This window comes from Anabaena sp. FACHB-1237, from assembly GCF_014696225.1.
Lineage (GTDB): Bacteria > Cyanobacteriota > Cyanobacteriia > Cyanobacteriales > Nostocaceae > FACHB-1237.
Genome location: NZ_JACJPV010000005.1, coordinates 1 through 22,678, shown reverse-complemented (window position 1 = coordinate 22,678; position 22,678 = coordinate 1). Strand labels below are relative to the sequence as shown.

Genomic DNA, 22,678 nt, shown 5'->3' with positions numbered 1-22,678 from the left:
ATGATTTTGAGTCTTTATCAATCTTTATAATTATCAATAAATGAGGACATGACAGTGATAACCTATACATTTATATACAACCAACATAACACCCTAGTTGCTATTTATGGCTCTTGCGTTGGTTTTATGGTACACCATTAAAAGCAAAGGTTAATAAGCTGTTGTGCCTTTAACTTGAATAATTAATACAAGCAAGATGCTTGTGCTACTGTAACTTCAGGTTTTTTAATTATACAGTGAGTGCTGCACATTAGCTTAGTCTAGAATCGAGTTTGACTTGTGGTTGAACTCCATAGAATGTACGGAAACCCAGTTGGTTTTAAAACAATGCAATTTGTGTCATAATTATCCCAGTAATCACAGTAACGTTTTTCTCATGTCTGATTTTACTTCTACACCTTCCAATATTTGGGCAATTAATAGTGATTTAATTACTTTACGCCAAAAATTACTAGATTTATTTTGTCAAGTTGCTTATCAAGAAGGCGATTTTATTCTCTCTTCTGGTCAAAGTAGTTCCTATTATATTAATGGTAAACAAGTCACTCTTGATCCTCAAGGTGCTACAGCTTTAGCAAGATTATTATTACCAATGTTACCAGAAAATACTCAAGCTGTGGCAGGTTTAACTTTAGGCGCGGATCCTATTGTTTCTGCTGTGAGTGTAGTATCGGTATATGAAAATCGCCCTCTTCCTGCATTGATTATTCGTAAAGAAGCTAAAGGTCATGGTACAATGGCTTATATTGAAGGTCCAACTTTAGCCCCAGGTGCGAAAATAGTCGTTTTAGAAGATGTTGTTACCACAGGACAATCAGCACTAAAAGCTGTAAAACGCTTAAAAGATGCAGGTTATGAAGTAGACATGGTAATTTCCCTTATTGACAGACTGCAAGGGGGAGGTGAATTATATGAATCTGTGGGGTTAAAATTTCAGGCTTTGTTCACAATTACTGACTTACAACAACATTATCAGCGTAGTTGAAAGCAACGGAGAGGGGGGGATTCGAACCCCCGGAGGTTTTAGCCTCATCCGATTTCAAGTCGGACGCATTCGACCACTCTGCCACCTCTCCACGTCAGTTAATTATGGAATTACCTGTCAGTACATAAACCTACGGATAATATCATAGCATATCTTTATGTGGTTGTCACCACTCAAGGAGAAAATTGATAATCTTTATAATTTCTTTATCACAGAACCGCACCCTACAACAGATTTTTGGTGTGACACTTGCATAAGTCAGATCCCCGACTTCTTGAAGAAGTCGGGGATCTTTAATTTAAAAATCTATAAAATAGCTCTTCCGTGACTATTTGTAAGTCCTTATCTACCCATACTAAAGATATTTGGGTAACTTGACCATCTTCTAATAAGACTAAGGAAAAATTCCTCAATTTTACACCGTTTTGTTCCACAATACGCGGTACATTAGCCGCATTTAAGTAGATTATGCCTTCTGGACTTCTAAATACAGCCCGTCTTTGAATGCTTTTAGTGTTGCGTAAATGACGGTGCATGTGTCCAAAAGTGACCAGGGAAATTCTTCGGCACGCATTGATACTTAGTGATATTGCTTCAGCTAAATCTGGATCGCCATAATCTCCACCAACGGGAGGCCAATCTTTGCCACAGGGGTCTTCTGGTCGCTCGCCTAAACCACTAGGTCCATTATGTCCTAAAAAGATAATATAGTCACCTTGGGCGTTTTTGACATTTTCAAAGATTCTCATAGCGGACTCTTCTAAAGATCCTACAGCGAATCTTTCTTGACAAATATCCGCAAATCTCCATTCATGGCCACCCCAGGTAAAAGGACGACCTCCCACTACCGTTAAATTCCATTCCGGAAAGTCTAGTTTACCATAGCCCACATGAGATTTACCTAATAAATCTAATTGTTGTTGTACTCGATCCTCCTTAGTTTTATCATAGGGTGCTTTTTTTCTTCCCCATTCGGTAGCAGTATACCAAGCATCATGATTACCCATCACGGCTGCTTTAGGAATATCTAAAGCAGCGATCGCTCGAACCACTGATACTGATTCATTACCAAAATCCCCCACAAACAGCACCAAATCTACACCTAGATGCTTTAGTGCTAAACCATCTGCTTCTTCCCATTGATCATGAACATCGCCAACTACAGCAATTTTCAGAGTTATTGATTGATTTTCCTGATGAATCATGTTATTTTCGTAGTTATTTATCTTTAGGATATGCAACTAAAAATCAACTTGCATAAGATTCAATGATTAAAAAAAAGTAAATTAGGTGAAAAACCGTCAACTAGAGCCATGTTAATAAATGTGGATTTCTGTCAGAGATTAACCACAATTGAGCTATAAATATACTACTGTTTACACCACTATTTACTAGTATTTACAAATATGGTACAGTGGCAACTCAAACATAAATATGGCACGGTTTACAAACCTGGAATTGTTTAGGTAATATTATGTCTATCGCAGTACAGGGGAAGTCGGCTGTGCGAATTGCTCTCGATTACTACCGAATTTTAGGATTACCGTTGGCAGCCAGTGAGGAACAATTGCATCAGGCTTATAGCGATCGCATTGTCCAATTGCCCAGACGGGAATATTCGTCTGCGGCTATAAACTCACGTAAACAGCTTATTGAAAAGGCCTATCGAGTATTATCAGATCATCAACAACGAAAAAGTTATGATCAAATTTATCTATCTTATATTTACCAACCCCATCCTGATCATCCCCCAGATCAGGACACTAACAATCTCACTATCCAAATTACTCGTGATCAATTAGTTGGCGCTTTACTAATTCTCCAGGAGTTGGGCGAATATGAGTTAGTATTACAACTAGGTCGTCCTTATCTGGCTAAAAAACCTAGTTCTGTCCCCGTAAAAACTGGGCATCATCACAGTGTCCGGGAACTGGAAAAACATCATGATTTACCAGATATTATACTGACAGTAGCGTTAGCCTGTCTGGAATTAGGACGAGAACAATGGCAACAAGGACACTATGAAAATGCCGCTATATCTTTAGAAACCGGCGAAGAATTACTAGCTAAAGAAACTTTATTCCCCACTGTGAGAGCAGAAATGACAGCAGATATTTATAAACTGCGTCCCTATCGCATCTTAGAATTATTAGCATTACCCACTACACAAACCGCTGAACGCAGTCAGGGTTTAGAATTATTACAAAGTATTCTTCAAGATCGTGGTGGTATTGACGGTACGGATAATGATCATTCTGGATTAAATATAGATGATTTTCTCCGCTTTATTCAGCAAATTCGCCATTATTTAACTGTTGCAGAACAACATAAGATATTCGAGTCTGAAAGTAAACGTCCATCACCTGTAGCCACCTATTTAGCTGTTTATGCTTTAATTGCTAGGGGTTTTGTCCAGCGTCAACCAGCATTAATTCGCCAAGCCAAACAACTATTAACACGGTTGGGTAAACGTCAAGATGTTCATTTGGAGCAGTCACTTTGTGCTTTATTATTAGGGCAAACAGAAGAAGCCACTCGTGTTTTAGAATTAAGTCAAGAATACGAGGCTTTAGCTGTGATTCGGGAAAAATCCCAGGACGCGCCTGATTTATTGCCAGGATTGTGTTTATATACTGAACAATGGTTACAACAGGAAGTATTTCCCCATTTTCGAGATTTAGTTAAACAAAAAGCAGCTTTAAAAGATTATTTTGCAGATCAACAGGTACAAGCATATTTGGAATCGCTACCCACAGATGCCCAAAATACTGATGAATGGTCTGTAATTAATCATCAGTCTTTTCCACAGCCTGATGTGAGTTATGCTCATTACAATTATCAAAGAAGTAATCAAACCAACTTAGAACCCCATTATCAACGACAATTTGAATATCATCACCAAAATACATCTACTACTTCAGAAATTCCTGTAAAACCTTCTCAGCGAGTCAAGGTAAATCATAGAACCAACTATTATCATCCTACAACTAAATCACACCCACTAGGTACAGGGAAAGCGCATCGTCCCCGCAGTCGGCGCAAATCTTTTTTACAGAAAGGTAAAGAACTTATTTTAGCCTATGGGAAAAGTAGTAACAGGTTGTTACAGAGGTTGGACGCAAAAACTCGGTTAGCATGGATAGTATTTTTATTTTTAACAGGAGTATTAGTCACAGTATTATTACTGTCCACAACTTTTGGATGGGCTAAAAATACGTTATTTTCTGGTGTAGACTTAAAAGGACAGCAGTTGCAAATATCACTAGATAAACCTGTGATAGACATACCTTATCCTCGCACTCAAGCGAAACCGAGAAATAGGGAATTGACTAATGAAATAGCAACGCAAGTAGTGAGAAGCTGGTTAAATACAAAAGCGCAAGCATTAGGACAGAATCATGATACTTCTGGTTTAGGTAAAATATTAACGGGGCAAGTCTTGACTAAATGGCAAGGGGTAGTAAAGGAAGAAGCAGCAAATAATAGCTATCGTGTTTATGAACATAGTGTGGAGGTAGAGTCATTAAATCAGAAAAGTGCAGATAATGTAATTGTAGAAGCGAAAGTAAGAGAATCAACAGAGTTTTATGAAAATGGTGTGAAGCAGAGAAACAGCGATGAGAATTTACGGGTGCGTTATGATTTAATTCGTGAAGGAGATAGTTGGATTATTCAAGGTATGTCCGTTGTTCAAAGTAATGTAGATTAATTACTACAATAATATATATCCACCACTATTAAATAAATAGACAAGTGCAATTATTAGTATTCAAGGTGACAGATACCGGACTTCTTTAAGAAGTCCGGTATCTTGAATATATATCTTGAATATTTTATGAGTCAAATATTAGTCAAACTAATCTTTACTCCCTGGTAATTTTGATAAATAATCATCAAAAATATTAGCCAATTCTTGAGGCTAATATTTATAATAACGACATATTACCTAAAATGAGTTATCATTGCCATACCTTAATGATAAACTACATAGACAGGAAAATTATAGTCATTTACCATGCTTCAGTATCCCGACCTGGAAAAACACCTCAAATATCACTTTGGTTATGATCATTTTCGTCCTGGCCAACGAGAAATTATTGAAGATGCCTTAGCAAATCGTGATTTAATGGTAATTATGCCCACAGGAGGTGGCAAATCTCTATGTTTTCAATTACCAGCACTATTAAAACAGGGTTTAACTGTAGTTGTATCACCTTTAATTGCCTTAATGCAAGACCAGGTAGAAGCATTAAGAAATAATAATATTCCTGCCACTTTTCTGAATAGTAGTCTCAATACTTATCAAGTTCGCACTCGTGAAGAAGCGATCATGAATGGTAAGATAAAGTTATTATATGTCGCTCCAGAAAGATTAATTAGTGACAGATTTTTACCTCTTTTAGACGTAGTTAAAGAAAAAATAGGAATTGCTAACTTTGCTATTGATGAAGCCCATTGTGTCTCGGAATGGGGTCATGATTTCCGTCCAGAATATCGCCAATTAATGTTATTAAAAAGGCGGTTTCCTCAAGTTTCTACTATTGCTTTAACAGCCACCGCAACGGATAGAGTCAAGGCTGATATAATTAGACAATTAGGATTAAAAGATCCGGCAGTTCATCTAGCTAGTTTTAATCGGCAAAATCTTTATTATGAAGTAAAAACTAAAAGTAAACGTCCCTATAATGATTTATTAGAAATAGTGAGAGAACATCAAGGTTCAGGTATTATTTATTGTTTAACTCGTAAAAAAGTAGATGAATTAACTTTTAAATTACAAAATGATAAAATCTCTGCTTTACCTTATCATGCTGGTTTAAGTGATGATGAAAGGTCAAAAAATCAAACTCGGTTTATTCGGGATGATGTGCGAATTATGGTAGCAACAATTGCCTTTGGAATGGGAATTAATAAACCCGATGTGAGATTTGTAGTTCATTATGATTTACCTAAAAATTTAGAAAGTTATTATCAAGAATCTGGACTTGCTGGTAGAGATGGTGAACCTTCCCGTTGTACACTATTTTTAAATTATGGTGATGTGAAAACTATTGAATTTATTATTGGACAAAAACCCGATCCTCAAGAACAATTAATCGCTAAACAACAATTACGTCAAGTGATAGATTATGCTGAAGGTACAGATTGTCGGAGAACAATTCAATTAGGTTATTTTGGCGAAAGATTTCCGGGAAATTGTGGTAATTGTGATAATTGTCTTTATCCTAAACCTGTACAAGATTGCACTATTGACGCGATGAAATTTCTATCTTGTGTGGCACGATGTAAGGAAAGATATGGCATATCATACATTATTGATGTGTTACGTGGAGCGAAAAATCAAAAAATTATTCTCAACCGTCATGATCAACTTTCTACCTATGGTATAGGTAAGGAAAAATCTGTGGATGAATGGCGACTTTTAGGCAGATCATTATTACATCAAGGTTTATTAGAACAAACTGCTGATGGTTATTCTGTGTTAAAACTTAATGCTTTAAGTTGGGAAGTAATGCGAAAACAAAGAACGGTTTCTATTGCTGTTCCTGTGGTACAAAAAACTAATTGGGATGAGAATAATAGTAGTAAAGCTGCGGAAGCTGAAATTCTTAATTATAGACTGCGATCGCTGCGCAAACAAATAGCAGATGAACAAAATGTACCACCTTACATGATCTTTCAAGATTCTACTTTAAAATTAATGGCACAAATGCAGCCTAAAACCCTAGAAGAATTTGGTGAATTGTCAGGAGTTGGTAGTCATAAATTATCACAATATGGTGAAAGATTTTTAGCAGAAATTCAAGATTATGTCAAAGATAAAAATTCCCAAATTCCTGCTAATTATCAGTTAAATTATTCTTCTGTAGAGTTTCCCACTGATACGGAAATTACTACATTTGAATTATATAAACAAGGTTTTAGTATAGAAGAAATCGCCCGCGATCGCCATCTTAAACCTAGTACAATTGTTAATCATATAGAGAACTTAATTGAGAAAAATCAACCCATAGACTTAAATAATTTAATACCTTTAGAACGCCAGAAAAAAATCTGGCAAATTTTAGAGGTTTTAGGGGATATTCCCCTAACGCCAATTCGGGAAAATTTAGGCGAAAGTTTCACTTATGAGGAAATTCGGTTAGTGAAAGCCAGATGGAAAAGAGATAAGAAGAAGGCTTAACTAATTATCTCAATTAAGATTAGTTAAAAGTTAGTTAAGAGTTGATTTTCTAGCAAAAGCTATGGATAATAACCTGGGTAAAGCTAAACAAATAACAGTGCTAACAATGGTTAAGAATACACAATCAATTAAAGTCATAAATTATTCTCACTGCTGAAATTTGCTATGGTTTTTTTGTTATGATCTTTAGTTTCCATTAAAAAGACCACAATTGTACAAAATCCATTTTTTGAATTTCTTGTCATTGATATAAATGAAAATGATGTTTAGATTTATGTACAAATGTTAAGAAATGTTAAGGAATTAGGTGAAGGGATGCTTTGTTTAGCTGTGAGAATATGATATTGTAGTAATAACTGTATGTAATAACTGTATAAAATTATTGGCTACACAAGTTTAAATCGTTTAAATCAAACTTTAATGCACGTTATCAGCAGGAAAAAGGGATGACTGGTCTTCCCTATTACACAAAAAGTAGAGTGTGGAGATTTCAGCAAAATAGCCAAACTTTGCTCACATCTTGATAAACTTAAATCAAAACATGATCTAAGTATTGGACACAAATTCAAACGACTTAGATACAAGCTAAGACTAGCAATGGAAAGACTCAGAACTAAGATTAAAAACCTCCGTTCTGAGTGCCATAAACAAGTTTGCTCCTATCTAGCTAAAAACTATGATGTGATTGTACTTCCTACTTTTGAGACTTCCCAAATGGTTGTCAAAAAGAAACGGAAATTAAGGAACAAAACAGCTAGAGCAATGATGACTTGGGCATTCTATCAGTTCTCCTAACTCCTATCAACTATTGGGAGAACATTGATCGCAAAAACGCGGTCTGAATTTACAATATTGAGTACCAGTTATATTGTAAACTGTACAGTACGGAAAACTGGTAAGTTTGTTTTTCGCTGCTGCTAACGAAGAATCTTTTTTAGAAGTTTGACAATTGGGGGATTTACGACTTAAAAATACAGATAATAGTTTAGGCAAAGTTATACAAGCAGCAACGTTAATCACAGTAATTAATAATACTTCCATCGAACTTATTGGGAATCACCCCCACATAAATTACAATTAATAAAGTTAAGGTGGTAAAATCTCACCCATTTATGACTCAAGCTGGTCATTAAACTAGCTTAAACCATAGGTTTTACTTTATATAAAATCAGTTTAGCATAAGTTTTTATAAATAGGAGCAAAAAATCTTGATAAAAACGGTAGACTTTTGTGAGAAATTAGGCAGTTAACTTACACAAGTGTCACATTTAATATTTTCATCAATAAATTATACTAGATAATCATGATCAAAACCATTGACTTCTTTTTTACGGGTTCTGATGATCACACACAAACCACTTGAATAACTTTAATCAAACTATGATTCAAGCAAATCCTACTCTAGCGTCTTTTTTAAGTAATATTTCTGATCAGGAAAGACAGGCACTAAGAAATTTAGCTGATTATACCCATGTTCATAGTTTATCAGAGGTGTGGCCTTTAGCTGCTCAGAAGTTTGCTAATATTGTCGCTTTACATAGTCCCCATACTAAACCAGAAATTAAAATTACCTATCGAGAATTAGCAGAAAATATCCAATTATTTGCCAATGGTTTACAATCATTAGGTGTGAAATCAGGCGATCGCCTTTCTTTAATAGCAGATAATAGTCCTAGATGGTTTATTGCTGACCAAGGTATTATGACAGCAGGTGCAGTAAACGCTGTGCGTAGTTCCCAAGCTGAAAAAGAGGAATTACTATTTATTATTGCTAATAGTGGTAGTACAGCTTTAGTAGTGGAAGATATTAAAACATTGCAAAAATTAAGAGAACGTCTTAATGATTTACCCATACAATTTGTAATTTTACTATCTGATGAAACACCACCAGAAGACAGTTTACAAATTCTCAATTTTTCTCAACTTTTAGAAATAGGCACAAATCATAATTTTATACCCGCACCCAGACAATTAGAAGATTTAGCAACCCTAATATATACCTCTGGTACCACAGGAAAACCTAAAGGTGTCATGTTATCTCATCGTAATTTATTACACCAAGTTGTTACATTAGGGGTAGTAATTCCTCCTACACCGGGAGAAGTGGTTTTAAGTATTTTACCTACATGGCACAGTTATGAACGTACTGGCGAGTATTACTTACTATCTCAAGGTTGTACACAGATTTACACTAATTTGCGTTCAGTTAAAAATGACCTGAAAAAATATAAACCCCATTACATGATCGCTGTTCCACGTTTGTGGGAATCAATTTACGAAGGAATACAAAAGCAGTTTAGAGATCAACCTCCAACTAAACAAAAGTTAATTAACTTCCTTGTGGGAAATAGTACCAAATATATGAGACTACAAGGAATCGCTAAAGGGTTAAGATTAGAAAAAACTAATCCCTCTCCCATAGAAAAAATAACCAGCCAAATACAAGCGGTAATTATCCTACCCTTACACAAACTCGGCGAAAAAATAGTATATCAAAAAGTGCGGGAAGCTACCGGCGGAAGAATAAAGCACGTCCTCAGTGGGGGTGGTGCATTACCTCGACATATAGACACTTTTTTTGAAGCCGTTGGTATTAACATCTTACAAGGATATGGACTTACGGAGACAGCACCAGTAACAAATGCACGTCGTCCTTGGCGAAATGTACTGGGAGCATCAGGACAACCCGTACCAGGAACAGAAGTAAAAATAGTCCATCCTGAAACCAGAAAACCATTACCTCCAGGGGAAAGAGGTTTAGTCCTACTCAAAGGTCCCCAAATCATGCAAGGATACTATCAAAATCCAGAAGCTACAGCTAAAGCTATAGATAGTAAAGGATGGTTTGATAGTGGAGATTTGGGTTGGGTAACACTACAAAATGATTTAGTCTTGACGGGAAGAGCTAAAGATACCATAGTTTTAACCAATGGTGAGAATATAGAACCTCAACCTATTGAAGATGCTTGTTTGCGATCGCCCTACATTGATCAAATCATGTTAGTGGGACAAGATCAACGGAGTTTAGGAGCATTAATAGTACCCAATATCGAAGCATTACAAAAATGGCTAGAAACTCAAAACATAGTTAGTGAAAAAATTGACTTAGAGAGTAAAATAGTCCAGGACTTATTTAGGCAAGAAATAAACTCAGAAGTGCAAAACCGCCCTGGATATCGAGCCGATGATAGAATAGGACCATTTCAACTTATAGAAGAGCAATTTTCCATAGAAAATGGCCTAATGACACAAACCTTAAAAATTCGTCGTCATATCGTCATGGATAAATACTCTGATATCATTAACCGAATGTTTAGTAAATAGCCTTATAAAAGGGTATTTTTTCCATAAACATCAAAAAAAAGCCAAAAATCACCAAATATAGAGAGAGTAAACCTCAAACTTTATGGATATATCTAACCAAAATAGCCCACAACTCTTGTTAAAACGTCCTGTTAACGTCAAAGCTATAGTCACTACCTTGTGGAAAAATGAAGTACAAGAGCAGTTACAAGCACAAATCAATCAAATTGATCAACAACTGCAACAATTAGAAATGGAAGGACAAAGAGCGATAAGTGCTATTCAAAAGCAGAGTATACAACCACCAGGTCCTCAAACACTACAACAAATGGATAATATCCAACTACAGGTAAACCAAAAGAAAAGTGAACTATTAGAACAAAAAAATCAAATGTTGCAAAATCTCCAACAAGTGCAACTATTGGAATTGGATCAAGAAGTTAACCAATTTCAGATGGAAAGTGTTTTTCGCGCTGAAGTAGGAGATAACTTAATTAGTAAAATGCAAGTGGAAATAGTGCTGCGTGATGGTGTAGTAGAAGAAATTCGCGGCGATATTTAGATATTTAGTAAACTCTAAATTACCACAAAAATCTGCGATTGGAAATCGCGTCTACACAGGCAAAACCCGCCTACGCAGGTTAAAAATCAAGGATTTTTCCCTAGCTAGTAGGTTGGGTTAAAAGAAGTTAAACCCAACATATTGCCATCAATATTAAGCTAAGTGTTGGGTTTTGTACCCCAACCCAACCTGCTTCTGTTGATTTACTTAGATAAATTACATAACTTAAGTATTTTCCATAACTGGTACTTCAAAAAACCCCAGCAAAAAATTAATTAGGGGCTTGACAAATAATTTTGGATTTGTTATAGTACTATTGACGAGGAAGAACTATCTAAATCAAGATATCCAGAATTTAAGGATGAACAGAATAAAAATAGCGATTTCATTATGAATTACTTTAGCAACTTTAACTAAATAACTAGTAACTTAAGTTAAATAGTTACTAACGATATATCAAGAATGCCAAAAAGAAATATTATCAATCCAGAACAATCTTATACATTTGCAGATTATTTTAAACTGAACTTTGCGCCACAGGATATTTTAGCTTATTTTAATGTTAATTTAGAACGTCGTAGTTTAAAATTACCACAATCTACTCATGATCTTGATCGTCTACCTGACTTAAAAACACGCATTGAAGAAATATTGCCTCGTCTGAGTCTTACCAGTGAAATTGCACGTCGAGAATTTTTGATTGCTCCAGTATTAACAGACCTGCTACACTACACACAGGCCACCCTGAATATTGAATATCCCATAGTTGTCAACCATCAATTAAAAGGTTCTTTGGACTACCTTATCGAAAATTCTCAGGTTTTTCTGGTTGTAGAAGCTAAAAATGAAGACCTAGAAAAAGGTTTTTTACAGTTAGCAGTGGAATTAATCGCGCTTTATCAATGGATTGAATCAGACAATAATATATTACATGGTGCTGTTTCCACCGGCAATATTTGGCAGTTTGGGCAATTTGATCCTCAGGGTCGTATAATAACTCAAGACCTAGATTTATACCGTGTTCCTGCTGACTTAGAGGAGCTTTTGCGGATTTTAGTAGAGATTCTGGCATCTCAATAACCATCTAATATCAAGCTAATAATGCAAGGTAGTACAAATGAACGGGGGAAGTTCAGTTTCAAAAACTTGCCAAATGCGATCGCTATTTTGATTAAACTTAATGAAATTAGGGTTAAAATCCGAATATTGGTAATTTCAGGTATAAAAACTAGGAACTTTAATAAATCCCATCCCAACCTGATTAAAATAGTCATCACCATTTAAAATTAGATTAATCTTTAATTCTTTCATGACAGCCATTGATGATAAATCTGTAAATCAAATTAAAGGCTTATCCAAATATTTCAAGCGCAGATTTTGGGTTGCGGTAAATCTTTCACTTTCAGGAGTCATCCAAATCAATTGAAAATGCTCATTCTCGAAACTTTTTAATAATAGAACAGTTTAACAGAAATATCCCTGACTTCTTTTTTTTAGCCTATCAATAAATGATCAAATAATATCAGAAGTCAGGAATATACAGCAGTTTCCGTTATTATGAGGTACAGATGTTAATGATAAAACCCTTGTAACACAGGAATCTTGCTGTGTTCATAGTGTACCTCATGTAGATGGAATGTACTGTAATTCATTATCATGGAGTCAACATTATTATTTGTTGTTTAACCAGGTTTCTAATTTCAGAAATTGTTAATGTTGTATTTCCTGTAGTGGTGATTTTTTCTATTATTTGAGATACCGTTAAAACCCCATCACATTCTTGCAAAAATTCTATTTCTGTGGTGGATAAATTGATGATTTGATAATCATAATTAAATAAACATTTACTGGGAAACCCATCTATGCAAGGGTTAAGTTCCGGTACTGCTATTAATAAACTGTTATCTGCTAACCAGTCCATTTTCGGTAATGGAGGACGACTGAGGAAAAACTCATAATGTGCTACATCAGGATTCAATAATTCTACTAGTCTGTACCGTTGACGTTGCGTTAATTCCTGCGTTCGTTCAATTAACTCCGGTGCTTTTTCTAGTAAGGTTTCCAGTTGCCAAAAACTAGGATTAGAAAACCCTACAAAGTCCAATCCAGAAGCATCAATTAATTCAAACAATGTATCAATATTATAATCAAATTCCTGGGGATGTACGTACATATCCGCAAAACATTCATCCCGTTGGTTTTCTAATGACCATCTTTCCTGTTCTCTCTTGACAAGACGGTTATTTTGTGGTAAAGAAGCAAAGATTTTTCTGCCTATTTGCACACCATCCCGATAGTCTCCACGTTTGTCACCTTGGAGGAGAGCGATCGCTTGCTGCATTAGTTGTATTTCCCATCTACCCAATTCTCCATAGACAAAAATGTGCATAATTCCACCAGGAGCGAGTTTTTTCGCTAATGCTTGAATACCGCGAATGGGATCAGGTAAATGATGAAGGACACCAACGGAATTAATTAAATCGAATTGTCCTGGTATTTGTTCAATATCATATAAACTGAGATGATGAAATTCTACACGATTAGCACCGGAACTTTGACAGCGTTTTTTGGCAACTTCCAAGGTTCCAGCACTAATATCTATAGCTACAACCTGAGCGTAGGGGTTAAGATGTACTAAATATTCTGTACTGACTCCTGAACCACAACCAGCGTCAAGGATGCGAATATCTTGTTTTCCAGGTTTTCTACCAGTACAGAAATTGTAAGCTGCTAACCAATTCCAGCGCCAATTATAACCTGGAGGTGGTTCATCCAGGATAGGTTCAGGAGGAAAGGGGTAGGTATCGTAAAGTTTTGCAACAGCAGCACTTACTTGAGCGGTTTTTTGGGAGTCAGACATAAGATGATCAAGAATGCAGTATTTTTGAGTTTAGCGGATTAGGGAATTTTGGGCAAATTCAAATTCAGATCCCAGACTTCTGAAATAAGTCGGGGATCTATTGAGTATATCATCGTTTTTTAGTTGTTTGATTTACTCTTGATTCTAATATAAATTGTGGTATTTCTTCCAGTTCATCTTCATCTAAAATATATTGTTCACAAACTAAACTTAAACGACTTCCTGGAGTTTTTACAGCATTAACAGAATGTGTTAAATCACCTTGAAAATAAAGTAAAGTATTAGTCTGTGGTTTAATTTGTCCCAATTGACGTTTTTGTGATTTTAAAACTAATTCTCCTCCTTGCATATTTTCAGGAATACGCACATAAAGAACACTGACAAAAGCAGGAGGTTGGACGGTTTTACAATAGGAACGTAGAGAACGATCTATATGTGGATCAACACGAGATCCTTCTTTTAATAATAAAGGATTGAGGTAAAATGCGTTACAATTGGGTAATAAAGCCACATCTAAATAAGGCTTAAAAAAGGGAAATTTTTGTTCTACTTGGGTAATTCCTCCCCGTTGAAATACTACAGAAAATCCTTTTGTGTTGACAAAATCTCGGTTAAGGTTGTTAATAGCAAAGTAAGGACAGGAATTAATTTCTCCCCATAGGTCATTGAGGTAATTATAGTGGAAAACGTCGGTTTTTTGTTGACAATATTTCACGGTATATGTTGTTGTGTGTTTAATGTAGATAAGGGATGTAAATTAATGTATATCAGCAATGCAAGCAAGATCAAGATGCTGACACTACTTTTAGACTATTTGACTGCTTTCTAAATCAGGTTTCGGTAAGATTGTATATCGCAAATATAAGCCAAGCCACACAAATAAAACAATTAACAATGTTCCAATTCCTAAGAAGTTTGGTAGCCAAAATACTGCTTCTATATGATTCATTTCTCCTGGTTTAATAGTCCAAACAACAAGATTTTGTTTTTGTTTATCTGCTGGAAGAGTTTCACTATTTTTAGTGAGATTTTTTAAGCCCCAGGGAACTTGTAAACTAAAGTCTAAATTCACTAGAGAATTATTAGCTTTTGTGTTTACTATGGCTAAAGAACGTAAGTCTAAATCATAAGTTAAATGATTTCTGGATACTAGAATTAAGTTTTTTTCCTCTACTACTAATTTTGTATTAATGCTAGATAATTCTGTACCTTCTTTATCCTCTGATGTGTGGGTATTTAAGAATGCTGTGAAATTTTGCTCTAATTCTTTACCATTAGTAAAAGGAATTTTGACAATTATTTCTGATGAAGAAATTCTTGTCACTGAACCTGATAATTTTCGCGCTCTATTTTCTAAGGTTCTTAACCATTCTGAAATATAATCACTGCCAAAAATACTGATTTTATCCCCTAGTTTAATATGTTGAATGATCTCACCATTATTAGTATGATTAAAGTTTACTCCTAAGTCATACTGTACACAACCAGATAGGCAAAATATTGATAGAAATACTAATATAATTATCTTAATTATTTGCAGTTTTATTTGGAATTTTGGTAATGTGAAAGTGACATTCATAATTTCATTCCTTTGTGAAATTTTTATGTAGTTAATATGAATTGACAATATTAGCTAAAATTAGCTAATAACTCATCCAAACTAAATAGGAAATTATTCCCACAACCGCAGTTAAAGCTACCCAAACAAAACTATTATCTTTGGTATTTATGGTACTCAGATCAATATATTCTTTTTCGGGTGTTTTTTTAGCAGAAGTAGATTTTCGAGGTGTAGAATTAACAAATCTTTGTGATTCATTATCTTTCATTGTGGATAAATCAGGAATTTCTGTCATCCATTCTTTTGGCCGTTTCAGTTTTGGCGCTTTTAAGATATAAACTAAACGTTTAGCTTGATGACGAGTTTCATAGTGAGGATGACGGGTAAGTTCTTGACACAACGCGATCGCCTCTTCTGAATGTCCCGCAGCTTCTAAAGCATTGACTAACCAAATATCAATTTCTCCTTGTAATTTGCTATTTTTTACTACTAAACTACTAGCTATTTTTAAGGTTTCTACTGCTTGTTTATATTGGCCATTTTCAAAAGCAATTTTTCCTTGTTCATAACGAGTTTTCGCAATTTCTAAACTGTCTGTCATGGTAGTTAATAATTGATGATTGATGATTGATAATTGACAATTGCGGAGTGCGGAGTGCGGAGTGTGAAATTCTTTATTCTTTCTCCTGACTCCTTGATCTCCTAACTCCTATTCTCTCAATTGAGAACCTAAAATCATAGTTCCAATACCAACATCTGTAAAAATTTCTAACAGTAAAGCGTGAGGTATGCGGCCATCAATAATATGCGCTGCTTTTACTCCTTGAGCCAGCGATCGCACACAACAATTTACTTTAGGAATCATACCACCACTAACTATACCATCACTAATCAATTCCCTTGCTTCTCGAATATCCACTTTCGGAATTAAGGTGGATTGATCTTTATAATCTGTTAAAATCCCTCTGGTATCTGTCAGTAAAATTAACTTTTCTGCTCCCAAGGCCGCAGCAATTTCTCCTGCTACTGTATCCGCATTAATATTATATGCTTGTCCTGTTTCATCGGCTGCTACACTAGAAACTACGGGAATATATCCATTACTAGCCAGAGTTTCTAATATTTTAATATCCACATTACACACATCTCCCACAAAACCTATTCCTTCATCTCCTTGGGGACGCGCTTTAATTAAATTACCATCTTTTCCACATAAACCAACCGCTTTACCTCCAGCTTGGCTAATTAGTGACACAATTTCTTTATTCACACGACCAACTAAAACCATCTCAACTACATCCATAGTTGGTGCATCCGTGACACGCAAACCATTCTTAAATTGTGCTTCTATTCCTAGTTTATTTAACCAACTATTAATTTCTGGTCCGCCACCATGTACTAAAATTGGTCTCATCCCTACACAAGATAAAAATACTATGTCACGGATGACTTTATCTTTGAGGTTACTATCTTTCATGGCCGCACCACCATATTTTACAACTACGGTACGGCCTGCAAATTGTTGAATGTATGGTAATGCTTCGCTTAGGATTTCTACGCGGTTAGCTTCTGCTTGCCTGATATATTCTATGTCGTTAACCATTGTTTTGATTTAATTACTTAGTGATCTAGTTTAGGCTGTTATCTGCCAATTTTCCTAAGTTTTGCAATTATTAATTTTCTAATTTTGGCTATTTTCACTTCTGAGAATACCGGGAATTACTTCTAATATATGCTGAGTAATTTCTGCTGGTGTTTGTTGAGCATTAATAGTAATATGTAAATCTGCTTGAGCGTAAACTCCATGACGTTCAGATAAAAGCGATCGCAATTTTTCTTTAAGATCAGTATCTTGTAATAAAGGTCTAGTTTTATCTTCTATTAATCTCTCATACAATACCTCTATAGGTGCATTTAACCATACTATGACACCATGATGCAAATAACTCCAATTTTCTTTTTGCATCACAATTCCCCCTCCTGTTGCTATCACCAATTTTGTATAAGCACAGACTTGAGATAGAACATTACTTTCTAGTTTTCTAAACTCCTTTTCGCCATCTTCTGTAAATATCTGATTAATAGACTTACCAGCAGCTTTAACTATAATATCATCCGTATCTATAAACCTATAACCCAACTCGGACGCTAATAAATTTCCTACCGTAGTTTTTCCACATCCCATCATCCCAATTAAGTAAAGATTCACTCCTTTTAACAAATTATTCACCACTTCCTCCTGAATATCATGTAAAAAATAGTAATTATAGCAGGTAAGCTGATGTGTAGCTAAACTAAAATTACTGTGGTGCAAGCATCTTGCTTACTATGAACACAGCAAGATGCCTGTGTTACAAGGGTTTGATCATTAACTTCTGTACTTCATCATAATAATGGAAATTGCTGTAAGTTTTTCAAGATTTTCAAGATTTTCAAGATTTTTAATATTTTTAATATATCATATTCAAGATTTACGACTTTTTACATCATCAAAATCATCATTTTCATCATCTTCAAAAAAGCTCCAATCATCCTCATCATCTTGATTATTAATATCACTAATTCTTTGATCAGCAGGAGGAATAATCACACGATAATTAGCATCATAAATCATTTCTGTTTTTCCCACACCAGTATTTTCTGGAGATTGAGAACTGTAAGAATAGACAGAACTAGAACGAGGTTCATCTGCGGATGTTCTTAATGTTCTACCGGATGTTCTATAATTATCTTTTATTTCCCATTCTTCCTCATCATCCCTATTTTCCCAATCATCAAAATTATCTTCTTCTTGATTTACAGAAGATGTAAAATTGCTAGATGTTCTCGCACTTTTCTCAGAAGATGCACGAGTTGGAGTAACTTTAGTTTGGGATGCTTGGATATTATTAAAAGTAGTCAATTTGAGTAAATTAGTAATTACCAAAGATGTAATTATACCAGCAGTTAAACTAAATAAAATCCATACACCTAGAGGTAATTGTTTACTTCGCATTCCTAAAAACACCAAAGCTAAACTAGGAGATAAATTTTGGAAGAGAAAGATAATTAATCCCCCCAATAATGTAAATAAAATAATGGAACGGAATAAGTTCATAGGAGTCTGAATAGTGCGGAGTGTAGGGTTTTGAAAATTAGGAGTTGTATAACCAGAATATAACTATATTTTACCTAATTACCAATTACCAATTACCAATTACCAATTACCAATTACCAATTATTCCCACCGTTTAATTGCGGTACAATCAATATCTAATTGATCTAAAGTTCGCACAACTACAAAATCAACTAAATCTTCTATAGTTTGCGGGTTATGATACCAAGCAGGAATAGCGGGAACTATTCTAGCACCTGCTTCAGCTAAAGTGGTTAAATTACGTAAGTGAATTAAACTAAAAGGGGTTTCTCTAGGGACTATGACTAGTTTACGTCCTTCTTTTAATTGTACATCGGCCGCTCGCTCTAATAAATCTGAACTTAATCCTCCGGCTAATTTTGCTACTGTACTCATACTACAGGGAATAATAATCATCCCCAAAGTACGGAAAGAACCACTAGCAATACCCGCACCTACATTACTCCAAGCATGACAACGCAATATTCCCGATGTAGGAACATCCGCTTGTTGTCGCCAAAATTGTTCTTGTTTATCTGGTTCTGGCGGCATTCGGATATTTTGCTCTGCTTGCCAAACGATGTAAGTGGATTTAGAAGCTACTAATTCGACATGATAATCGGCTGTAAGTAAGTATTTAAGGCTGCGAACTGCGTAAATAAGTCCAGATGCACCTGTTACGCCGATAATTAAGGGTTTTTTTTGGTTAAGCACAATTACAATTATAGTGAGTTGGGAGTAAAACAGCCCCACTGGGAATGAATTCTTAGTCTAACCTATCTTCCGCACCCTCAACTGTCACAATCGGTTTTTACCGTTTTTTATGATAATATGAGGTTGTATTGTATACTTTTTAAATTACAGCATATTCCATCTACATGAGGTACACTATGAACACAGCAAGATGCCTGTGTTACAAAGGTTTTACCATTAACTTCTGTACCTCATAATAACGGAAACTGCTGTATTTAGTTTACTTTAGTAAACTTTAGCTATTCTAACAGAAGTATCTTGTAGATTATAGCATAGCATGGCGTGGCGTAAGCCATATTTGACACCAATGAACCATGCTAAACCCCTGCTGAATTTTTGAAGTCCTAACTCCTATTCTTCTAGGTTAAATGATTCTTTAGTATCTTCTGCAGAACTATTCATTGTTGAACTTTTAGGTTTTCCATCAGGTCCTACAATGATTAAATCTATTTGTTGACGGTAATAGTCCACACTTTTAACCTGCACAAATACGCGATCGCCTAACCTATAGGAAGCTCGGTTTTTTCTGCCAAATAAGGCCTGTTGTCTAGCCCGGTACTCATACCAGTCATCTTTTAATGAACTTACGTGAACCAAACCTTCAACCCTTAATGTTTGCTTTACGTCTCCTTCATTACTTGACTCTACAGGTACTTCTATTTCTACAAAAAATCCATAAGACTGTACACCAGTAATTACTCCAGAAAATACCTCTGTGATTCGCTTTTTCATTAATGATGCTTTTTGTAATCCTGCTAAATCTGATTCAGCATCTCTAACTTCTTTCTCCCGATCATTAATCTGAACAATAACCCTATTCAAATCACTTTGTATTTCTTGCTGTAATTCTGAAGGTAATATATTCCAGTTAATTTCTTGGTGAGAGGCAGAATGACGCAAATTAACACGCTCTTTAACGCGAGTATTACGGCGATCGCGTCCATATTCTAAGAGATGATGATATACCCGTTGTAAAATCATATCAGGATAACGCCGCAGAGGTGCAGTAATATGCAAATACTGGGGTAATGCTAAACCAAAATGAGGAGCTAGAGTAGTGCTGTACACACAGGGTTTAAGAGTATCTTGTAGTAAATATGTCAAAACCTGTTCTGAGGAAGACTCAGCAAAAGCCGTAGTCAAATCTTGATAATCCAAAGGTTGTATTTCCAATTCTGGATCCATCCCTAATTCTACACCCAAATTAACTGCTAATTTGAGCATTTCCTGAAGGTCTTCTGTATCAGGGATACCCTGTACCCGCCAAATACTGGGAACTCCCAAAGCACTGAGGTGTTTAGCCATTAGTTCATTAACTAATAACACGATTTCGGTAATTAGCGATCGCTGCGGTTGCTGGTGATTATTCATAACTACAGCCCCCATTATCCCCTCATCATAATAGGGATTATTATTTACAGGTAGGTTTAATTGTACTCCTCCCCTTTGTAAACGAATTTGAGTCAAAGCGGTACTAATTATTGCTAAATCTTTCACTATCTCAGCTATATCACTGATAACTCCATGAGGTTCACCCTTGAGAATAGCTTCCACGTCACTATCACTAATAGTAGTATCCACATTCACCACACTGGGTTGAATTTCCCACTCCGCTACTATTCCTGATTGGGGATTAATGGTAATTATAAAAGATAAAGCTAGGCGATCGCTTCCAGGCACCAAAGAAGCCCGTTCTCCCACTATTTCTGGTAACATTGGTAACACCACTTCCCCCAAATAAGCAGTTTTACCGCGTTTTAGAGCCTCCCTATCTAACAACTCATCAGCTTGGATATAATGAGCAACATCCGTAATGTGAAAAATCAACTGCCAATTATCAGTAGATTTTCTTAAACTAAAAGCATTCTCTACTACATAATTATCATTATTCCTCATCTGAATCGTAAATGTGAATATATCTCTTAGATCCAGACGATTTTTTAAATCAGACTTGAGTAATTTTTTGGGTAATTGTTGTGCTGCTTCTAACACATTAGCCGAAAAATTACGTGCAAGATCATGTTTACAAGTTACTAAATCTATATCTGCGGCTGCCTCTGCATCGCTCCCCAAAATTTGCACAACCCGTCCTAGAGGAGGATATTGTGCTAAAGGATAGCGGAGAATTTCCACATGAGCTAGATGATCTATAGCCTGAGTTAAATCCATACTATTGATTTGTAATTTTAACTCAAATAGCAGACGATCATCCAAAGGAACGGCTTGAAAGCCGTCTTCAGCCTGTTTAATTCTCGCCAGTAAAGTATGATTAGAACGTTCCATAATCAACTTTACCTCTCCTTCAGGAGAACGACGACGACTACCTTCCTTGAGAACCTTAACTAAAACGCGATCGCCATTCCACGCATTACTGAGATGACTTTCACGAATATAAATATCTTCTGAACCTTCAGTATCCTGAATTGCAAAACAGAAGCCCTTACTAGAACAGCGTAACTTGGCTTCAATTAACCCCTCTTCAGTGATCCGACGGTACTTACCTCGTTCCTTGACCAAAATACCGATTTTTTCGAGGACATCTAAAGCAATTTGTAATTTCTCTAAATTTTCCTCATCTTCGCAACCCAGTTTTTTTTCCAAAACTTTAGGTGCTACCAATTTATCATCTGTAAAATTGGCCAATAGTGTAGCGATTGAAAATTCCATGCAGTGAACCGACCTTTGGTCAAAACATTACTTTTTTATCTGGTTCTTTGGATGCAAAAATGCTTACAGGTGTTCATATTTTTTTCCTGGTGGAGCTAAATAGTTGTATCACTACCTAGCATTGGCAAATAACCAACCCGGAAATAACGAGATTGTCACCTACTTGTGCAGTGGAGGTCCCTGCTACAACTTCTCACTACCCAACAATCTCATAATTTATCCCTGTACCAATTTGCCCAAACGGAACAATCTTAATTATGCACTCCTGAATTTACCGATCATTAACCGTGAGACGTTACTGGCCGATGAAAGGCTAGGTTTGAAGAACTTCCCATCCCCACCAGTACCATCTGCAAAATTAACTACAGGTGTTAGATTATTCACATCCTTGTTAGTATTTTGCACCAACATCTGAGTTTTTTATTGAGAAAAACCGCTTTTTCACCTAATTTTACCATCTGTACAATCAGCAACAATCAGGTAAACAGCTTTACTGGTTTTCAAGGCGAACCTTATTTTTATGATTATAGACTTAGAATATAGTTCTGTGAAAATAGTTACTAGGACTTACGCATTGACAGAATAAAAAAATAGTGCATTGATAAATAAGGGTCGTCTAGTAATCGGTATGGGAGAATGAGAGAAATTACTAAACTCTCGACAGCACAATGCAACATAGACATCTACA

17 protein-coding genes and 1 tRNA gene are annotated in these 22,678 nt (G+C 35.6%); 6 read left to right on the top strand and 12 right to left on the bottom strand.

Annotated elements, in window-relative coordinates; genetic code table 11:
* The first annotated feature begins 376 nt into the window (after positions 1-376).
* Positions 377-985: an orotate phosphoribosyltransferase gene (pyrE, locus tag H6F32_RS03705; protein ID WP_190367998.1), complete on the top strand. Its 609-nt coding sequence runs from the start codon at positions 377-379 to the stop codon at positions 983-985.
* A 6-nt stretch (positions 986-991) separates the two neighbouring features.
* Here pyrE and H6F32_RS03700 read toward each other — a convergent pair.
* Positions 992-1,076 (bottom strand) — tRNA-Ser (locus H6F32_RS03700).
* Positions 1,077-1,278: 202 nt separating this feature from the next.
* Complete coding sequence (locus H6F32_RS03695) at positions 1,279-2,190, bottom strand: TIGR04168 family protein (protein ID WP_190367997.1); 912 nt, start codon at positions 2,188-2,190, stop codon at positions 1,279-1,281.
* Between the two features lie 269 nt (positions 2,191-2,459).
* On the opposite strand from H6F32_RS03695, the gene H6F32_RS03690 reads away from it, so the two are divergent.
* Both H6F32_RS03690 and recQ read left to right on the top strand, forming a co-directional pair.
* Positions 2,460-4,694, top strand: coding sequence for an IMS domain-containing protein (locus H6F32_RS03690; protein ID WP_199294463.1), 2,235 nt, complete (start codon positions 2,460-2,462; stop codon positions 4,692-4,694).
* 306 nt (positions 4,695-5,000) lie between these two features.
* A complete protein-coding gene (gene recQ / locus H6F32_RS03685) occupies positions 5,001-7,169 on the top strand; it encodes a DNA helicase RecQ (protein WP_190367996.1) in 2,169 nt (722 codons plus the stop codon).
* Positions 7,170-7,970: 801 nt separating this feature from the next.
* Here recQ and H6F32_RS03680 read toward each other — a convergent pair.
* Positions 7,971-8,210: a hypothetical protein gene (locus H6F32_RS03680; RefSeq protein ID WP_190367995.1), complete on the bottom strand. Its 240-nt coding sequence runs from the start codon at positions 8,208-8,210 to the stop codon at positions 7,971-7,973.
* Between the two features lie 339 nt (positions 8,211-8,549).
* Between H6F32_RS03680 and H6F32_RS03675 the strand changes: the two genes are divergently transcribed.
* The 3 genes from H6F32_RS03675 (at position 8,550) to H6F32_RS03665 (ending at position 12,114) form a co-directional block, all read left to right on the top strand.
* Positions 8,550-10,493, top strand: coding sequence for a long-chain fatty acid--CoA ligase (locus H6F32_RS03675; protein WP_190367994.1), 1,944 nt, complete (start codon positions 8,550-8,552; stop codon positions 10,491-10,493).
* Positions 10,494-10,575: 82 nt separating this feature from the next.
* Positions 10,576-11,034: a YlqD family protein gene (locus H6F32_RS03670; protein WP_190367993.1), complete on the top strand. Its 459-nt coding sequence runs from the start codon at positions 10,576-10,578 to the stop codon at positions 11,032-11,034.
* Positions 11,035-11,496: 462 nt separating this feature from the next.
* Positions 11,497-12,114 carry a hypothetical protein gene (locus H6F32_RS03665; RefSeq protein WP_190367992.1) on the top strand — a complete coding sequence of 206 codons (618 nt, stop codon included), beginning with the start codon at positions 11,497-11,499 and terminating at the stop codon, positions 12,112-12,114.
* A gap of 574 nt (positions 12,115-12,688) precedes the next feature.
* Here H6F32_RS03665 and H6F32_RS03660 read toward each other — a convergent pair.
* From H6F32_RS03660 to H6F32_RS03620, 9 genes are all read right to left on the bottom strand, one after another.
* Entirely contained in the window at positions 12,689-13,894 is a 1,206-nt protein-coding gene (locus H6F32_RS03660) for a bifunctional 2-polyprenyl-6-hydroxyphenol methylase/3-demethylubiquinol 3-O-methyltransferase UbiG (RefSeq protein ID WP_190367991.1), read from the bottom strand.
* Positions 13,895-14,003: 109 nt separating this feature from the next.
* Positions 14,004-14,609 (bottom strand): 2OG-Fe(II) oxygenase, encoded by a 606-nt coding sequence (locus H6F32_RS03655; protein WP_190367990.1) that lies wholly within the window; start codon positions 14,607-14,609, stop codon positions 14,004-14,006.
* Between the two features lie 90 nt (positions 14,610-14,699).
* A complete protein-coding gene (locus H6F32_RS03650) occupies positions 14,700-15,473 on the bottom strand; it encodes a DUF3153 domain-containing protein (protein ID WP_190367989.1) in 774 nt (257 codons plus the stop codon).
* 64 nt (positions 15,474-15,537) lie between these two features.
* On the bottom strand, positions 15,538-16,056 hold the full coding sequence (locus H6F32_RS03645) for a tetratricopeptide repeat protein (protein ID WP_190367988.1): 519 nt from the start codon (positions 16,054-16,056) through the stop codon (positions 15,538-15,540).
* A 108-nt stretch (positions 16,057-16,164) separates the two neighbouring features.
* Positions 16,165-17,058 carry an acetylglutamate kinase gene (gene argB / locus H6F32_RS03640; RefSeq protein WP_190367987.1) on the bottom strand — a complete coding sequence of 298 codons (894 nt, stop codon included), beginning with the start codon at positions 17,056-17,058 and terminating at the stop codon, positions 16,165-16,167.
* Between the two features lie 78 nt (positions 17,059-17,136).
* On the bottom strand, positions 17,137-17,685 hold the full coding sequence (locus H6F32_RS03635) for a shikimate kinase (protein ID WP_190367986.1): 549 nt from the start codon (positions 17,683-17,685) through the stop codon (positions 17,137-17,139).
* 234 nt (positions 17,686-17,919) lie between these two features.
* Complete coding sequence (locus H6F32_RS03630; RefSeq protein WP_190367985.1) at positions 17,920-18,552, bottom strand: LapA family protein; 633 nt, start codon at positions 18,550-18,552, stop codon at positions 17,920-17,922.
* 120 nt (positions 18,553-18,672) lie between these two features.
* On the bottom strand, positions 18,673-19,284 hold the full coding sequence (locus H6F32_RS03625; protein WP_190367984.1) for a flavin prenyltransferase UbiX: 612 nt from the start codon (positions 19,282-19,284) through the stop codon (positions 18,673-18,675).
* 390 nt (positions 19,285-19,674) lie between these two features.
* On the bottom strand, positions 19,675-21,990 hold the full coding sequence (locus H6F32_RS03620; protein WP_190367983.1) for a ribonuclease R family protein: 2,316 nt from the start codon (positions 21,988-21,990) through the stop codon (positions 19,675-19,677).
* Positions 21,991-22,678: the final 688 nt, after the last annotated feature.

What these genes read in the sequence shown, in the direction of transcription:
- H6F32_RS03695 (WP_190367997.1), bottom strand. Translation starts at nt 2,190, where the DNA reads ATGATTCATCAGGAAAATCAATCAATAACTCTGAAAATTGCTGTAGTT.
- H6F32_RS03620 (WP_190367983.1), bottom strand. Translation starts at nt 21,990, where the DNA reads ATGGAATTTTCAATCGCTACACTATTGGCCAATTTTACAGATGATAAA.
- H6F32_RS03670 (WP_190367993.1), top strand. Translation starts at nt 10,576, where the DNA reads ATGGATATATCTAACCAAAATAGCCCACAACTCTTGTTAAAACGTCCT.
- H6F32_RS03675 (WP_190367994.1), top strand. Translation starts at nt 8,550, where the DNA reads ATGATTCAAGCAAATCCTACTCTAGCGTCTTTTTTAAGTAATATTTCT.
- H6F32_RS03650 (WP_190367989.1), bottom strand. Translation starts at nt 15,473, where the DNA reads ATGAATGTCACTTTCACATTACCAAAATTCCAAATAAAACTGCAAATA.
- pyrE (WP_190367998.1), top strand. Translation starts at nt 377, where the DNA reads ATGTCTGATTTTACTTCTACACCTTCCAATATTTGGGCAATTAATAGT.
- H6F32_RS03660 (WP_190367991.1), bottom strand. Translation starts at nt 13,894, where the DNA reads ATGTCTGACTCCCAAAAAACCGCTCAAGTAAGTGCTGCTGTTGCAAAA.
- argB (WP_190367987.1), bottom strand. Translation starts at nt 17,058, where the DNA reads ATGGTTAACGACATAGAATATATCAGGCAAGCAGAAGCTAACCGCGTA.
- H6F32_RS03690 (WP_199294463.1), top strand. Translation starts at nt 2,460, where the DNA reads ATGTCTATCGCAGTACAGGGGAAGTCGGCTGTGCGAATTGCTCTCGAT.
- recQ (WP_190367996.1), top strand. Translation starts at nt 5,001, where the DNA reads ATGCTTCAGTATCCCGACCTGGAAAAACACCTCAAATATCACTTTGGT.
- H6F32_RS03645 (WP_190367988.1), bottom strand. Translation starts at nt 16,056, where the DNA reads ATGACAGACAGTTTAGAAATTGCGAAAACTCGTTATGAACAAGGAAAA.
- H6F32_RS03665 (WP_190367992.1), top strand. Translation starts at nt 11,497, where the DNA reads ATGCCAAAAAGAAATATTATCAATCCAGAACAATCTTATACATTTGCA.
- H6F32_RS03680 (WP_190367995.1), bottom strand. Translation starts at nt 8,210, where the DNA reads ATGGAAGTATTATTAATTACTGTGATTAACGTTGCTGCTTGTATAACT.
- H6F32_RS03630 (WP_190367985.1), bottom strand. Translation starts at nt 18,552, where the DNA reads ATGAACTTATTCCGTTCCATTATTTTATTTACATTATTGGGGGGATTA.